The 14,906-nt window shown below is 65.0% G+C and carries 10 protein-coding genes; 4 read left to right on the plus strand and 6 right to left on the minus strand.

Annotated features, from left to right (window positions below):
• Nucleotides 1–90: 90 nt before the first annotated feature.
• Nucleotides 91–1,638 (minus strand): ComEC/Rec2 family competence protein, encoded by a 1,548-nt coding sequence (locus tag BLT68_RS00695; protein WP_232618775.1) that lies wholly within the window; start codon nt 1,636–1,638, stop codon nt 91–93.
• Nucleotides 1,635–2,366, minus strand: a complete 732-nt coding sequence (locus BLT68_RS00700; RefSeq protein ID WP_232618774.1) for a ComEA family DNA-binding protein — start codon at nt 2,364–2,366, stop codon at nt 1,635–1,637. The genes BLT68_RS00695 and BLT68_RS00700 overlap by 4 nt, the downstream gene beginning before the upstream one ends.
• A 209-nt stretch (nt 2,367–2,575) precedes the next feature.
• Here BLT68_RS00700 and BLT68_RS00705 point away from each other — a divergent pair, with 209 nt between their 5' ends.
• From BLT68_RS00705 to BLT68_RS00715, 3 genes are all read left to right on the plus strand, one after another.
• A complete protein-coding gene (locus tag BLT68_RS00705; RefSeq protein ID WP_074632443.1) occupies nt 2,576–4,465 on the plus strand; it encodes a helicase HerA-like domain-containing protein in 1,890 nt (629 codons plus the stop codon).
• A gap of 190 nt (nt 4,466–4,655) precedes the next feature.
• The gene (gene proC, locus BLT68_RS00710) at nt 4,656–5,462 is read left to right on the plus strand and encodes a pyrroline-5-carboxylate reductase (protein ID WP_050694953.1); all 807 of its coding nucleotides are present in this window, start codon (nt 4,656–4,658) and stop codon (nt 5,460–5,462) included.
• A 78-nt stretch (nt 5,463–5,540) separates the two neighbouring features.
• Entirely contained in the window at nt 5,541–6,905 is a 1,365-nt protein-coding gene (locus tag BLT68_RS00715) for a Na+/H+ antiporter family protein (protein WP_074632445.1), read from the plus strand.
• A gap of 51 nt (nt 6,906–6,956) precedes the next feature.
• Here BLT68_RS00715 and BLT68_RS00720 read toward each other — a convergent pair whose 3' ends face one another.
• The 4 genes from BLT68_RS00720 to argF all read right to left on the minus strand — a co-directional run bounded on the left by BLT68_RS00720 (nt 6,957) and on the right by argF (nt 11,768).
• Nucleotides 6,957–7,907, minus strand: coding sequence for a helix-turn-helix transcriptional regulator (locus BLT68_RS00720; RefSeq protein WP_074632447.1), 951 nt, complete (start codon nt 7,905–7,907; stop codon nt 6,957–6,959).
• A gap of 216 nt (nt 7,908–8,123) precedes the next feature.
• Complete coding sequence (locus tag BLT68_RS00725; protein ID WP_074632449.1) at nt 8,124–9,743, minus strand: YfcC family protein; 1,620 nt, start codon at nt 9,741–9,743, stop codon at nt 8,124–8,126.
• 76 nt (nt 9,744–9,819) lie between these two features.
• On the minus strand, nt 9,820–10,758 hold the full coding sequence (arcC, locus tag BLT68_RS00730; protein ID WP_050694957.1) for a carbamate kinase: 939 nt from the start codon (nt 10,756–10,758) through the stop codon (nt 9,820–9,822).
• Between the two features lie 14 nt (nt 10,759–10,772).
• Nucleotides 10,773–11,768 carry an ornithine carbamoyltransferase gene (gene argF, locus BLT68_RS00735; protein WP_050694958.1) on the minus strand — a complete coding sequence of 332 codons (996 nt, stop codon included), beginning with the start codon at nt 11,766–11,768 and terminating at the stop codon, nt 10,773–10,775.
• Nucleotides 11,769–12,170: 402 nt separating this feature from the next.
• Between argF and valS the strand changes: the two genes are divergently transcribed.
• Nucleotides 12,171–14,885: a valine--tRNA ligase gene (gene valS / locus BLT68_RS00740; RefSeq protein WP_074632451.1), complete on the plus strand. Its 2,715-nt coding sequence runs from the start codon at nt 12,171–12,173 to the stop codon at nt 14,883–14,885.
• The last annotated feature ends 21 nt before the right edge of the window (nt 14,886–14,906 follow it).

Consider the following 14,906-nt stretch of genomic DNA (forward strand, 5'->3'; position numbering starts at 1 on the left):
TGGGGCCGTCTTTGTCCGGGAAGCACGCAAGTCGTGGCAGGGTTCACCGACCCCCGCGGCGGCGACTATCGGTGGTCGCCCCTTGAGCACTCATCTTTTCGTGCCCTGGCCGGTCAGCGGTGCACCCCAGCGTTTCCACGCGCACCATCCCACCCACCCGGCCGCCGCGCACGCGTACAGGGCGAGGAGGGTCGGCGCTCCTCCGGGGACCTGCATGCCGGGCGCGGCCAGCCCCGCAAAGAAGCGTGCGACTGCTGCTATCCAACCGGTCGCCCAGGAGGCCACGCGCGCAAACGCCGCGGCGGCGGTCGGATTCGCGGGCGCGATGAGTGCCCCAAGAAATCCAGCCAGGGTCGCCACGGGGACAGCGGGTTCCGCGACGACGTTGGCGGCTATCCCCCACACGGGGACCGAGCCGGACAGGGAGACGATGAGGGGTGCGGTAAAGAGCTCGGCCAGGGCTGGCACGCACGTCATTTCCACGAGGCCGCGCAACGCCTTTCCCACCCGCGTATCGCCTCGCAATCGTCGGCGCGCACGCCTGATGATGGCGGCGGAGGGGCCGACGAGGGCCAGGGCGGCCAACGATGACAGCGCGAATCCGTAGGACCGCGAGGCCCACGGGTCGACGAGGAGAGTCGTGATGACGACGGCGCTCAGGGCAGCGATGGCCTGGCCTTCGCGTCCGAGAATGAGCCCCAGTGCGGCCACCGATGCGACGCACACGGATCGCACGACAGAGGCCTGAGGTCCGACGAGCACGACGATGCCCGACAGCACCGCGACAGTCGCCGTGAGGCGCACGGTTTTTCGTGCGGGCAACGCGAGGTTAACAGCGGCGAGGATGATGACGATGTGGGCTCCAGACACGGCCGTCAGGTGGGTCAGAGAGGTGGCCTTCATGGCGTCAGCCAGGTCGGGTGGCATCAGCCGGTCGTCCCCGATGGCCATGCCGGGAACGAGGGCGCGAGCATCCCTGGGGAGCGCTCGACACGCCTCGGCGAAGGAACGGTGGACGGCGCGCATCCACGCATACAGCCCTCCCGGTCGCTCGAGGAGCTCCACGTGGCGCGCGCGTATGGATCCGACGGAGGGCGGATCGGCGGCGAATGCCGCGTCCAGGCTCCCACTCACCTCGAAAACATCCCCGCGCGCGGCTTCCTCCCAGCCGGGCGCGCTGACCAGGGCGCTGGCCTGGGAGGGCAGCCAGTGCTGCCCGTGGGCCACCGCTACGATGCGCACGCGTGCTCGTCTTCGCGCTAAATATCCTGAGGATGGCACCGGGTCTCCCGCGAGCGCGACGCGCACCCGGATCGGGCCGGAATCGCGGCGGGCAGGGTCCGCGTCGTATTGGCGCCCGGCAGCGCTTGCGACGGCGAGGGCGCAGGCGAGGCAGGTGCACAGGAGGGTGATCGCCATTCGCACGGACCGAGGCGGCGTGAGCGCGTGCCTGGGAGGACGGGCGAAGTGCCGCGAGCGCGCGTAGGAGGCCGCACCGGCGCATGCGGCCAGCACGCACGCCCCGACCAGGGTCCACGGTGCGGGGTGTGTGGTCGCCCACCAGGTGGCCGCCCACGTCGCTGCGGCTGCTGGCAGCAGCCGCAGGTCGATCATGACGGGGGCGCTCTGATCGGTCATGGGCACACCCCCGGGCGTATCTTTTCGATCAGTGAGGGGCCGATGCCGGGTACTTCGTCAAGCGCCTCGACGGAGGCGATGTGGGGGTGGGTGGAGCGGTACTCGATGATTCGGGCGGCCAGGGCGGGGCCGATGCCCGGCAGGGTTTGCAGGTCGGTCGCGCTGGCCGTGTCGAGCCTAACGCAGCCACCCACTCTCGCATCGGTTGTGTTGCCGCCCGCTTCGGTGGGTGTTTGTCCCGCGGGTGCGACGCGAATGTGTTCCCCGTCGACCAGGACGCGTGCGAGGTTGATGGCGTCCAGGTCGGCCTCCGGCAGTGCCCCTCCGGCCGCGTTGATGGCGTCTATGACGCGCGAAGAGGTGGGAAGGGTGAGCACCCCCGGGGCGCCGACCGCGCCGGACACGTAGACGATGACCTCTCCGCGATCGCCCGGGGCTGAGGTGGCCGCGGGGGCGGGCGTCTCGGCGCCGGATTGGGCCTCGCGGCTCTGTTCGCTCGTGGATCGCTCGGTCGCGCGGGCATGGTCGGCGAGGCGCGCGTGCTTCCAGACACTCACTCCGGCGATCAGGACGATGACGATGATCAGCGCCGCAACCGTGGCACCACCCGGCAGCAAACGCGCGACCCTGGGCTCGTCGGCTGTGTCCTCCTGGGTCGCAGCGGAGTCGTACACGGCCTTTGTCAGCGCGGCCATGCGCCTGCGCGCCAGCACTCGTGAAAAGTTCATATCCGGACGCTAACCCCCAGGTAGCGCCCCCGTCAGCGCGCCAGCCATCGCCTGTGAATAACCGCGACGCGTTCGCGCTGGCTGTGGATAGGCTCCACACGAGACTTTCCTGTCCAAAAGTCGCATTAAAGCGCGGATTCAAGGGATACTGTTGCGGGACAGACACAGCACAGCGGCGCTCGCGCGCCCACGGTCCGAAAGACATCACCATGAGCGAGAACATCGAGGATCTCAAGGCACGGCTCGCCGAGGCGGAGGCAGCCGCAAAAGCAGCAGAGGCCGAGGCAGCCCGCGCGAAGGCCGAAGCGCTGCGCGCCCAGCTCGAAGCCTCCACCAGGCCTGCCGCCCCGGCGCACGACTCAGCCCCGGCGGGCGGGCCCGGTGGCACCGGGGAGCCGCCCTCCCCCGGCTCCGCGCAGGCACCCCAAGAGGCGCAGGCAGCCCCGGCCTCATCCCCTGACCTTTCCCCCTTTGCCACCCAGGTCCAGGGCGCCTACTCCTGGCAGGTTCCCGCGGTGACGATCGGCACCCTGATTGATAACGGGACGCGGGTGAGTGGGGTCAGCGCCGCGGTGCCGCTTCCCATGCTGAACCGCCACCTCCTGGTTGCCGGCGCGACGGGCACGGGCAAGACCCGCACCCTGCAGTTGCTGGCCGAGGGGCTGTCTGCGGCCGGCTCCTCCGTCCTCCTGTGCGACGTCAAGGGCGACCTGACGGGCCTGGCCGAGGCGGGAGCCAGCTCGGACAAGCTCTTGTCCCGTACGGCGGCGAACGGCCAGGAGTGGGCGCCCGCAGCCTTCCCCGTCGAGCTGCTGAGCCTGGGCGGGGATGATTCACAGTTCCCAGGCGTGCCTGTTCGCGCCCAGGTCTCCGACTTTGGCCCCATCCTGTTGGCCCGCGCACTGTCGCTTAATACGACGCAGGAGCAGGCCCTCCAGCTGATCTTCGCCTGGGCGGACGCCCAGGGACTGGAGCTCGTGGACCTGCCGGACCTTCGTTCCGTCATTTCGTTCCTGACCAGCGAGGACGGCAAGGATGAGTTGGCGGGAATCGGCGGCGTTTCCAAGGCCACGGCCGGCGTGATCCTGCGCGCCCTGACCGCGCTTGAGTCCCAGGGCGGCGGTCAGTTCTTCGGCGCCCCAGGCTTTGACACCGCTGACCTGATCCGCTCCGATTCCTCGGGACGCGGCATCATTTCACTGTTGGGCGTGGGAGACATTTCCTCTCGCCCCGCCCTGGTCAGCGCGGTCATCATGTTCCTGCTGGCCAACCTGTTCTCCGCCCTGCCCGAGGTCGGCGACGCCCCGCGCCCCAAGCTCGTGTTCTTCTTCGACGAGGCCCACCTGCTCTTCGCCGACGCCACGAAAGAGTTTGAGCGTCAGGTCGTCCAGACCGTGCGCCTCATCCGCTCCAAGGGCGTGGGCGTCGTCTTTGTCACCCAGACGCCCAAGGACATCCCCTCCGACGTCCTCGCCCAGCTGGGTTCGCGCATCCAACACGGTCTGCGCGCCTCCACCCCGGACGACTTCAAGAAACTCAAGGCCACGGTCCAGACCTTCCCGAAGACCAGCCTCGAGCTGGACGAAGTGCTCACCACCCTGGGAACGGGCGAAGCCGTCGTCACCGTCCTGGACCCGAAGGGCAACCCGACCCCCGTCACGCCCGTCGGTATCTGGGCACCGGCCTCCGTCATGGGCCCCGCGTCAGTCGACACCATCGCCCGCATCAACCAGTCCAGCGTTATCATGGGCCGGTACCGCGACGCCGTGAACCCCGATTCGGCCGAAGAGAAGCTCGCCCGCCGCGCTAACGAGACTCAGGCAGCCCGCGAGGAGGCGCTCGCCCAGGAGGCGGCCGCCAAGGAAGCGGAGAAGGCGGCCAAGGAGGCCGAGAAGGCAGCCGCCAGGGAGCAGGCGGCGCGCGAGAAGGAAATGGAGAGGCTGCGCAAGCAGGTCGAGAAGCAGCAGGAAAAGGAAGAGGCCGCTCGTCAGCGCGCCGCCGAGCGACGCACCCGCCAGGTCGAGTCGGTCCTCGGTTCGGTCCTGCGCACCGCCGGGCGCGAGATCACGCGCTCCATCTTTGGCACGCGCAAGCGCTGACCCTCAGACAACAAACTACCCCGATACGTGAAAACTCCCCGGAAGAAGGAACTGGCAACCCCAGTCCAACTTCCGGGCAGCACGTCAGTGGCGGCCTCGGCCCCGTCTCATACTGCGACCAGTAGTGCCACGATCGGCCAGAATGGGAGTAGCATGCGACGTGATCGTCCATACAACGACAGGGAGACACGTGCGCATCGGGTTCATCGGAACGGGAGCCATGGCTCAGGCCATCGCTCGCGGCGCCGTCGCGTCCGGTGTCGACCCCGCGGACCTGGTGTTTGCGAACCGCACGCCAGCCAAGGCGTGCGACCTGGCGGACGAACTCGGCGCCAGCGCCGCCTCGTCCAACGTGTCCCTGGCCCATCAGGTCGACGTCGTCATCCTGGCGGTCAAACCCAAGGATCAGCGCGCGGTCATCAAGGAGATTTCCCCCACCGTGGTCAGTCGGCCCGAGGTCTGTGTCGCTTCCCTTGCCGCCGGGCGCACCCTCGACCAGATTGCCGCGGACTTCGGCGCGGGCATTCCGCTGCTGCGCATCATGCCGAACGTCGCGGCCACCGTCGGACAGTCCATGACGGCCGTGACCTCCTCCGGCGCCACCGACGCGCAGGTGGAGGCGGTGTGCTCCCTGATGGATTCGGTGGGCCGCACCATCCTCATTGACGAGGAATACTTCCCTGTCTTCCAGGCCCTGGCCTCGTGCTCGTCGGCCTGGTATTTCCAGATCGTTGATTCGTTCGCCCGCGCGGGACTAAAACACGGCCTGTCCAAGGACAGCGGAGTCGAAATCGCCGCGCAGGCCATGGCGGGAGCTGCTGCGCTGATCCTCGCCGAACGCGAGGCGGGCACGATTCCCGCGCAACTCATTGATCGGGTGACGAGCCCCGGCGGGACCACGATCGCAGGATTGTTGGCCGCTGAGGAAGGTGGTTTGTCGACCGCACTGATAGGTGCCGTCGACGCGTCTATCCACGCCGACTCCCATCTCGGCTGACACCGCCTGCCGCGACGCGGCTTAACCTGGCTTCCCTCGATTGTGCGCACCCCCGCGCACCCTCAACGCAGGAACACTATGTTGCTCTTTAACGCAGTCGTGCTGTCCGTGCTGGTCATGTTGATATTAAGCATCGCGCGCGTGCACGTCGTCATTTCCCTTTTCGTCGCCTCCCTCGTCGGCGGGCTCGTCGCCAAAATGGGGATATCCGGCACGATGGTCGCCTTCCAGGAGGGCCTCGCCGGCGGCGCGAAGATCGCCCTGTCCTACGCGCTGCTCGGCGCGTTCGCCATGGCGGTCGCCCACTCGGGGTTGCCTCGCCTGCTGGCGAATCGGATCATCAACCGGTTGCGTAGCGCCGACGACTCGCACTCGACCCGCCTGGCCCGCTCCGCCAGGTGGGGCATCATCGGCGGAGTCGTCGTCATGGGCGTGATGAGCCAGAACCTGATCCCCATTCACATCGCGTTCATCCCCCTGCTGGTGCCGCCGCTCATCGGCGTCATGAATGAGCTGAGGATGGATCGGCGCCTCATCGCCTGTGCGATCACCTTCGGCGTCGTCACCACGTACATGTTCGTCCCCCTGGGTTTTGGTCGCATCTTCTTGCACGACATCCTCTTGAAGAACATCGAGGAAGCGGGGCTTCCCGTCGAAGGGGTCGTCAATCCGACGGCTGCCATGGCAATCCCCGCCGCGTCGATGGCGGTGGGCTGCTTTATCGCACTGTTCGTGTCTTATCGTAAGCCACGCCAGTATCAGGATCGTGACTCCTCCTGCGGTTCCCCAGACGATAAGCCCATCGAGATGAGGAAGGTGTGGGCGGCCGTGGTCGCCCTGGTGGCGTGCTTTATCATCCAGACTGTCCTGACGAAGACGGATTCACAGGCCGACCCGCTGCTGGTGGGAGCCCTGGTGGGCCTGTGCATGATGCTTGCCATGCGAGTCGTCCCCTGGCAGCAGGCTGACGACGTGTTCAGCGGCGGCATGAAGATGATGAGCCTCATCGGCCTCATCATGATCACCGCCCAGGGCTACGCGTCCGTCCTCAAGGCCTCCGGCCACATTGAGCCGCTCGTGCAACAGACCTCGGCCCTCTTCAACGGGTCGAAGGCTCTGGCCGCCCTCATCATGCTGCTGGTCGGCCTGGTCATCACGATGGGTATCGGTTCGTCCTTCTCGACGCTGCCCATCGTCTCCGCGATCTACGTGCCACTGTGCCTCACCCTGGGGTTCTCGCCCGTCGCGACGGTGGCGATCATCGGGACGGCGGGAGCGCTCGGTGATGCCGGTTCGCCCGCGTCAGACTCGACGCTCGGCCCGACGGCCGGCCTGAACATCGACGGCCAGCACGACCACATGCGCGACACGGTGATCCCGACGTTCCTGCACTACAACGTGCCGTTGCTCCTCGGCGGGTGGGTGGCCGCAATGGTCCTGTGATCCCCGGCGGCGCAAAGGCCCATGGGCCAACGGGTGTCCTCGTTGCGCCCGTCAATCCGCATGCCAGAAGCGTTCTGTGAGCTCCTTGCGATTCGCCGTCCCACATTTCCTGAGGATGTTGCGGACATGGACCTTCACCGTATTCACCGAGAGGACCAGCTCCTCGGCAATTTCACGATTCGATTTCCCTTCTAGCAGGTAGGAAAAAATCTCCGCTTCCCGCGCCGAGAGCGAGTAGCGTCTCACCCAGGTTTTCTCAGTGGCCTCGCGATAGTCGAGGACGGGCTGATGAAAAGCGTCGGGGGTCCCACTGGAGTACACGCGCAGCGCGCGCCAACACTGAACCAGGGCGTAGAGTGCCAGCGTCACGAATAAGAAGTTCTCCATCGGATTATGCTCGGGAAGGAATGGAGGCGGATTCTCCTGGGAAAAGAAGGGAAGGAGCATGAAGATCGCGTTTTCTAAGAACGCGAGCAGCACCCACGCCAGTGTCATCGCGACAACGGGAAGGTGCCGTCGGCGCAGCGAACGTACGTAATCGTCCGGCGTCTTGAGGTGCAGGTAGGCGATCCTGGCCAATATCCAGAGGGACAGCACCCCTCTCATGGAATAGAAAAGGAACTCACCGATGGCTCCCTTTTCCAGCTGCTGGAGGATGATGAAAGAGCCCGCGACGAACACGAGTACCGGAGCCACCGCTTCGCTTCGATTCAGGTTGAAATAGTCTGCCATCCCGAGCCAGAGAAACAGAATAAGTAGTGCCCCGAGCAAGACCGATTCCACTTCGCTCGTGACCTCGTAGATAGCAATTCCGACGCGGCGCTCGAACGAGAAGTCCCGACGGAATACAAGGGAGACGTCAAAGATATAAACAAGGAAGAGGCAGGCCGACCAGAAGTACACGAGGCGACGAACGAAGAGGAAGGTGCACGCGCACGACGCGGCCGCAAGCGCCATGAGCGACACCACGATCAGGAAATAGTACAGGAAGAATGTTGACATTCGCCTCTCTACTCTTCGCCGTTCCACCTGCTGCACCCCGGTGGGCGGTCATCGTCCACTTGGTGACCCGTCGCCAGACGGTCGGTGCAGCCCCGCTCCACTGAGACCAGATTAACGCGAATAAGGGGCGTGCACCACACCTTTCCAGTCGACGCCCCATCCGGTAGGCGCGATACGGCTACCGGATGGGGTATCGAAACGGTTTCCTATCAGCCCTCACGCACCTCCGTAGATCAACACCTGCGCGACGAGCAGGATTCCACCGAAGCCGAGGAGGAATGCCACCAGCGGCCACACGTAGCGGAACCAGTGGGTGTACTTCATGTCGAGCATCTGCAGCGTCGCCATCACCAGGCCCGTCGGCGCGAGGAACAGCATCGCGTACTGACCCCACTGGTAGGCGCACACGACGATGAAGCGCGGGATATGCACGGTGTCGGCAAGGGGAGCAAAGATCGGCATCGAAAGTACGGCCAACCCCGAAGAGGAGGGAACGACGAAGCCCAACACGAAGAAGATGAACATCAGGGCGATGATGAACAGCGGGGCGGGCATGCCCTGAACCGCCTTTGTTGATGCATCAAGGATCGTGTCGGAGATGAGGCCGTGTTCCATGACTCGGTTAATGCCGCGCGCCAGGCCGATGATCAGGGACACGCCAACGAGCGAGGAGGAGCCCACGGCAAACGCGTCCATCAGGTCTTTCTCCCCCAGCCTGTCGCGTCCCGTCATCGCGAGGAAAACAACAATGATCGTGATGGTGAGGAAGGAGGCTGCCATCTGCGGGAACCACCACCCTAACTGCATTACCCCGATGACCATGATGACGAATGCCGAGGCGAAGCAGGCAAGAATCAATTTGCGCTGCCAGGTGAAGGGTTTTGGTTCCGAAGTGGTCAGAGACCATTTTTCATAGAACTTCTTGTGGTCCTCGTAGGTGTAGGAATTGGCCAGGTTCGCCTTGATTTTCTTCGAATACCAGTATAGGTGTCCAATCACGACGACGCCGCCAACGATGAGTCCCCCGATGCGCCATCCGAGGCCGTCGGTGAACTTGATGCCCGCGGCGTTGGAGGCGATGACCACGGAGAACGGATTGATGGTCGACATCGCAGTCCCCATTGATCCCGCCAGGAAGATTGCCCCCACGCAGATGATTGCGTCGTACCCCATGGCGAGGAATATTGGAACCAGAATCGGATAGAAGGCGACGGCCTCCTCCTCCAGCCCACACAGGCTGCCCCCAACCAGCATGAATACGGACACTGCGAAGACGAGGGCGAATTCTTTTCCTTTTGTTTTCTTCGTCAGCGCAACGAGGCCGGACTCGAATGCCCCCGTCACTCGGACGACACCGATGAGTCCGCCAAGCACCAAAATGAAGACGATGATGTCAATCGCTTCGATCGTTCCGTTGACCATTGTTGTGACAACGGAGGAAATGGGCTGTGGGCGTTGTTGCAGGCGCTCGTACGTGCCGGGAACGGAGATCGGCTTCTTCAATTCGCCGGATGTGAACTTTTCGATCTCAACCTTCACGCCAAGCTCGTCGAGAGTCTCCTGCGTCGCAGGCAGCTCCTTTATCTGTTTCTTCGCGCCCTGTGCCGTCGGATCGGTCAATTCGAGCATGGACGTTTCGGCGTTGTAGGAAAGTTTTTCGTATTGTCCCGCCGGAATCACCCATGTGGCGAGCACGGCGAGGATCGTCAGGAAGAACAAAATTGTGAAGGCGGACGGAACGTGCAGCTTCCATTTGCGCTTGGTGGGTTCCGCTTTTGGTGTGTCCGCGCTGGTGGATTCAGGGAGTTCAGGGTCGACGGCAGTGGCGACATCCATTATCAATCACTCAATTCATCAGTAGAGGGGTTCGGTGGGACGGCGCCGGGCGCCGTCCCACCGCGGGGTGAAAAGATCACTTTTCGGTGATCCGAGTGCCGGTTTTTCCTTCCAGCGCATCACGCGCGCGCTCCAGGGAGGAAACGATTGCGACACCGGCGGGAACGTTTCTGACGAAGGAGATGCAGGCGTCAATCTTCGGGAGCATCGAGCCTTCGGCGAACCAGCCCTGCGAGACTGCGTTTTCTGCCTCGTCAATGTTCATGGTGGAAATGATCGTCTGGTCCGCGGTGCCGTAGTCCTTGTAGGCCCCGTCCGTCGCCGTGAGGATCAGGAGCGTATCGGCTGAGACCTGTTCGGCTAGGAGCGCCGCGGAACGGTCTTTATCGATGACGGCCGGAACGCCGACGTATCCGCCCCCTTCCGCGATAACGGGCACGCCTCCGCCGCCGCACGCGATGACGACTGTCCCCGCGTCCACCAGCTGCGCGATGGTGGGGGCCTCGATGATCTTCACGGGGAGGGGCGATGCCACCACCCAGCGCCAGCCGCGCCCGGCGTCTTCAACGAAGACTTTCCCCGTTTCTTTCATTTCTTTTTCGGCCGCCTCCTTGGTGAAGAAGGCGCCCACCGGTTTCGTCGGCTTGTGGAATGCGGGGTCATCGCGCGCCACCTCGGTCTGCGTGATGATCGACAGGCACTGCCGGGAAATCCCTCTCTTGCTCAGCTCCCCGTCAATCGCCTGTTGCAGGTGGTAACCGATATACCCCTGGGACATGGCGCCGCACTCTGGAAAGGGAATGCTCGCGGTGCCCGCCACCTCGTGCGCGGTATCCGTCGCGACCTTGATCATGCCGACCTGTGGACCGTTCCCGTGGGTGACAATAACGTCCTCGCCCGCCTCGATGAGGTCAACGATCGTTTCGGCGGTGTGTGTGATGAGTGAGAGCTGTTCCTCCGGCGTCTTGCCCAGGGCGTTCCCACCCAGCGCCACAACAATCCGTTTGCGTGCCATTTCAGACCTCCCTATCACGACAGTGTGGCGTACATGACGGCCTTGATCGTGTGCATACGATTCTCAGCCTCGTCAAAGACACGCGAACGCGCCGATTCGAAGACCGCGTCCTCGACTTCCATCTCGGTGACGCCGAACTTCTCCGCGATCTCTGCGCCGATGGTGGTGAGCGTGTCGTGGAAGGACGGCAAGCAGTGCATGAAGATCGAATCGGGAGCGGTTTCGGCCATCAGTTCTTCGGTCACCCGGTACGGTTCGAGCGCCTTGATGCGCTTCTCCCACAGGTCGTCGGCCTCTCCCATCGACACCCAGATGTCGGTGTAAACCACGTTGGCATCCTTGGCGGCCTCGTGCACGTCTTCGGTGAGTGTCACGGAACCGCCCGATTCCTTCGCGATCGCCCGGCACGTCGCGACCAACGACTCTTCCGGCATCTGTTCTTTCGGGCCGCAGGCAACGAAGTGGAGTCCGAGCTTCGCGCACACGACCATGAGGGAGTTCGCGACGTTGTTTCTGGCGTCCCCCATGAAAACAAATTTCAGTCCCTCAATGCCCGTGGGGAAGTTTTCTCGGACGGTGAGCATATCCGCGATCATCTGTGTCGGATGGAAGTCCGTCGTGAGCCCGTTCCACACGGGAACCCCGGCGTTGGCCGCGAGGTCCTCCACGATGGATTGGGCGAATCCGCGGTATTCGATCCCGTCGTACATTCGTCCCAGCACGCGCGCCGTGTCTTCGATCGATTCCTTCTTCCCCATCTGGGAAGACCCCGGATCGAGGTAGGTCACCCCCATGCCCAGATCCATTCCCGCTACCTCGAAGGCGCACCGCGTGCGGGTCGATGTCTTTTCGAAGAGGAGCACGATGTTCTTCCCCTCCAGATACCTGTGGGGTGTTCCCGTGAGCTTCAGATTCTTAAACTGCGCCGACAGGTCGATGAGGTAGCGGATTTCGTCGGGAGTGAAGTCGAGGAGCTTCAGGAAGTGACGGCCCGAGAGACTGCGTGGCATGATCGTTTGCCTTTCTGTTTTGTATTCGCTGCGAGCTCCCCACATCTGTGTGAGGTGTCCACATCGTTATGGATCGCGCTCGCTCCCCACATTGAGGCAATATAGTGACCTGTTTCAAGTACTACTGGGGGGTGAACATTGTGCGCTGCGGGATGAAATTTGCCGCCTGTCCGGATTAATACTCCCCTAATCCCCCTTACAAAACCTTGTCATTTCAACGGCTGGTTTCCTGATAGTTCGAGGATGCTGGTCGTGTCGCGCCGCTGCCGCCCCGACTGAGCTAAGGGGGCCGATCGAGGATCTATGACCTCGCGTGCCGCTGTCTCGTCTTTGGACGGTGCGACCTTGTGCCTCTAGACTTGACCTGTTCATATCCACGACTCGGATGGAGAAAACTCAATCATGGCCACAACCCCCCGCGCGGCGGCGCCCCGCGTGCCCGATCGCGCAGCACCCGAAGGCCTCGAAACGAAGTGGGGTGAGACCTGGGAGGACCAGGGCACCTACGCTTTTGACCGCAGCGCGACGCGCGAGCAAGTATATTCGATCGACACTCCCCCGCCCACGGTATCCGGCTCGCTCCACATCGGCCATGTTTTCTCCTACACGCACACGGACGTCGTGGCGCGCTACCAGCGCATGATCGGCAAGTCCGTGTTTTACCCGATGGGCTGGGACGACAACGGTTTGCCGACGGAGCGCCGCGTGCAGAACTACTTCGGCGTGCGCGTGGATGCGACGCTGCCCTACGACCCCGACTTTATCCCGCCGCACGTGGGCGGCGAGGGCAAGTCCATCAAGGCCCGCGACCAGAAGCCTATTTCACGCCGCAACTTCGTGGAGCTGTGCGAGCGCCTCACGGAAGAGGACGAGGCCCAGTTCGAGGCCCTGTGGCGCTACCTGGGGCTCAGCGTGGACTGGAAGCAGAACTACCAGACGATCGGGCGGCGCGCCCGCAAGGTCGCCCAGGCGGCGTTCTTGCGCAACCTGGCGCGCGGCGAGGCGTACCAGGCGGAGGCGCCGGGTCTGTGGGACGTGACCTTCCAGACGGCGGTCGCCCAGGCTGAGTTGGAGTCCCGCGAGTACCCGGGCTTCTACCACCGCATCGCCTTCCACCTCACGGACGCGTCGGCCGCAGCCGAGGCCGCCCGGGCGGGCGCCCCCGTGGAAAACGGCGTCGACGTGTGCATCGAGACGACCCGCCCGGAGCTGCTGGCCGCGTGCGTGGCGCTGATCGCCCACCCGGACGACGAGCGCTACAAGCCGCTCTTCGGCACGACGGTGGCCTCCCCCGTCTACGGCGTCGAGGTGCCCGTCCTGGCCCACCCGGCCGCTGAGAAGGACAAGGGCGCGGGCATCGCCATGTGCTGCACCTTCGGCGACACCACGGACATCGACTGGTGGCGCGACCTGGGCCTGCCGCTGCGCGCGATCCTGCGCAAGGACGGGCGCCTCGTCGCCGATACGCCCGAGTGGATCACCACGGAGGCGGGCCGCGAGGCGTTCACCGAGATCTCGGGCAAGACGACGTTCTCGGCCCGCGAGGCCGTGGTGGCTCGCCTGCGCGGCAGCGGCGAGCTCAAGGGCGAGCCCACCAAGACGGTCCGCCAGACGAACTTCTTCGAGAAGGGCGACAAGCCCTTGGAGATCGTCGCCTCCCGCCAGTGGTACATCCGCAACGGCGGCCGCCCCTGGACGAGGCCCGCCTCGGGCGCCGACCTCAACGACGAACTGGTGGAGCGGGGCCGCCAGCTGGAGTTCCACCCGGATTTCATGCGCGTGCGCTACGAGAACTGGGTGCGTGGCCTGAAGGGCGACTGGCTGGTGTCGCGCCAGCGGTTCTTCGGCGTGCCCTTCCCGCTGTGGTACCGGGTGGGCGCGGACGGCCAGGTCGACTACGACTCCGTCATCACGCCTTCCGAGGACAGCCTGCCCGTGGACCCGTCCACGGACGCGCCGGAGGGCTTCACGGAGGAGCAGCGCGGCGAGCCGGGCGGTTTCGTGGGCGAGCTCGACATCATGGACACGTGGGCCACGTCCTCCCTGTCACCGCAGTTGGCATGCGGCTGGTTGCACGACGACGACCTCTTCGCCCGCACCTACCCGATGGACCTGCGCCCCCAGGGCCAAGACATCATCCGCACGTGGTTGTTCTCCTCGGTGGTGCGCGCCGACTTGGAGTTCGGGGCCCTGCCGTGGCGCCACACGGGCCTGTCGGGGTGGATCCTGGACGCCGACCACAAGAAGATGAGCAAGTCCAAGGGCAATGTGGTGACCCCGATGGGCCTGCTGGAGAAGTACGGGTCGGACGCGGTGCGCTACTGGGCGGCTTCGGCGCGCCTGGGCCTGGACGCCGCTTTCGACGAGCAGCAGATGAAGATCGGGCGGCGCCTGGCGATCAAGGTCCTCAACGCCTCGAAGTTCGCGCTCACCATGGGCGGCGAGGGCGCCCAGCTGGACCTGGATCCGGCCCTGGTGACGGTGGACCTGGACCGTTCCGTGCTGGCGGAGCTGGCCGGGGTGGTCGCCGAGGCGACCGGGGCCCTGGCCTCCTACGACCACGCGCGCGCCCTGGAGGTCACGGAGTCGTTCTTCTGGACGTTCTGCGACGACTACTTGGAGCTGGTGAAGGAGCGCGCCTACAACCGCGAGGGCGCCTGGGACGAGGCGTCGGCGGCGTCTGCGCGCGCCGCCCTGGCCCTGGTGATCGACACGGTGGTGCGCCTGCTGGCCCCGTTCCTGCCGTTCGTGACGGAGGAGGTGTGGAGCTGGTACCGGGAGGGTTCGGTGCACACCGCGCCGTGGCCGACCGGCGCCCCCCTGGCCTCCGCCGCCGGGGACCCGTCCGTGCTTGCCGCGGCCTCCGGCGCCCTGATCGCGCTGCGCCGCGTGAAGTCCGAGGCGAAGGTCTCCCCGCGCACCCCGTTCCTGTCGGTGGTGCTCGAGGTGCCCGCCGCGTCCCTGGGGGCCCTGGAGTCCGTCAAGGGCGACCTGGAGGCCGCGTCGAAGGCCGTGGGCGCGCTGACCGTGGTCGCGTCCGAGGACTCCGAGGCCACCGGCGCCGTGGTCGAGTCTTTCGAACTGGGCGAGGCTCCGGCCAAGCGCAAGAAGGGCTGACGCTCAAGCTGTTGAAAAGGG

This window comes from Schaalia meyeri, from assembly GCF_900105015.1.
Lineage (GTDB): Bacteria > Actinomycetota > Actinomycetes > Actinomycetales > Actinomycetaceae > Pauljensenia > Pauljensenia meyeri.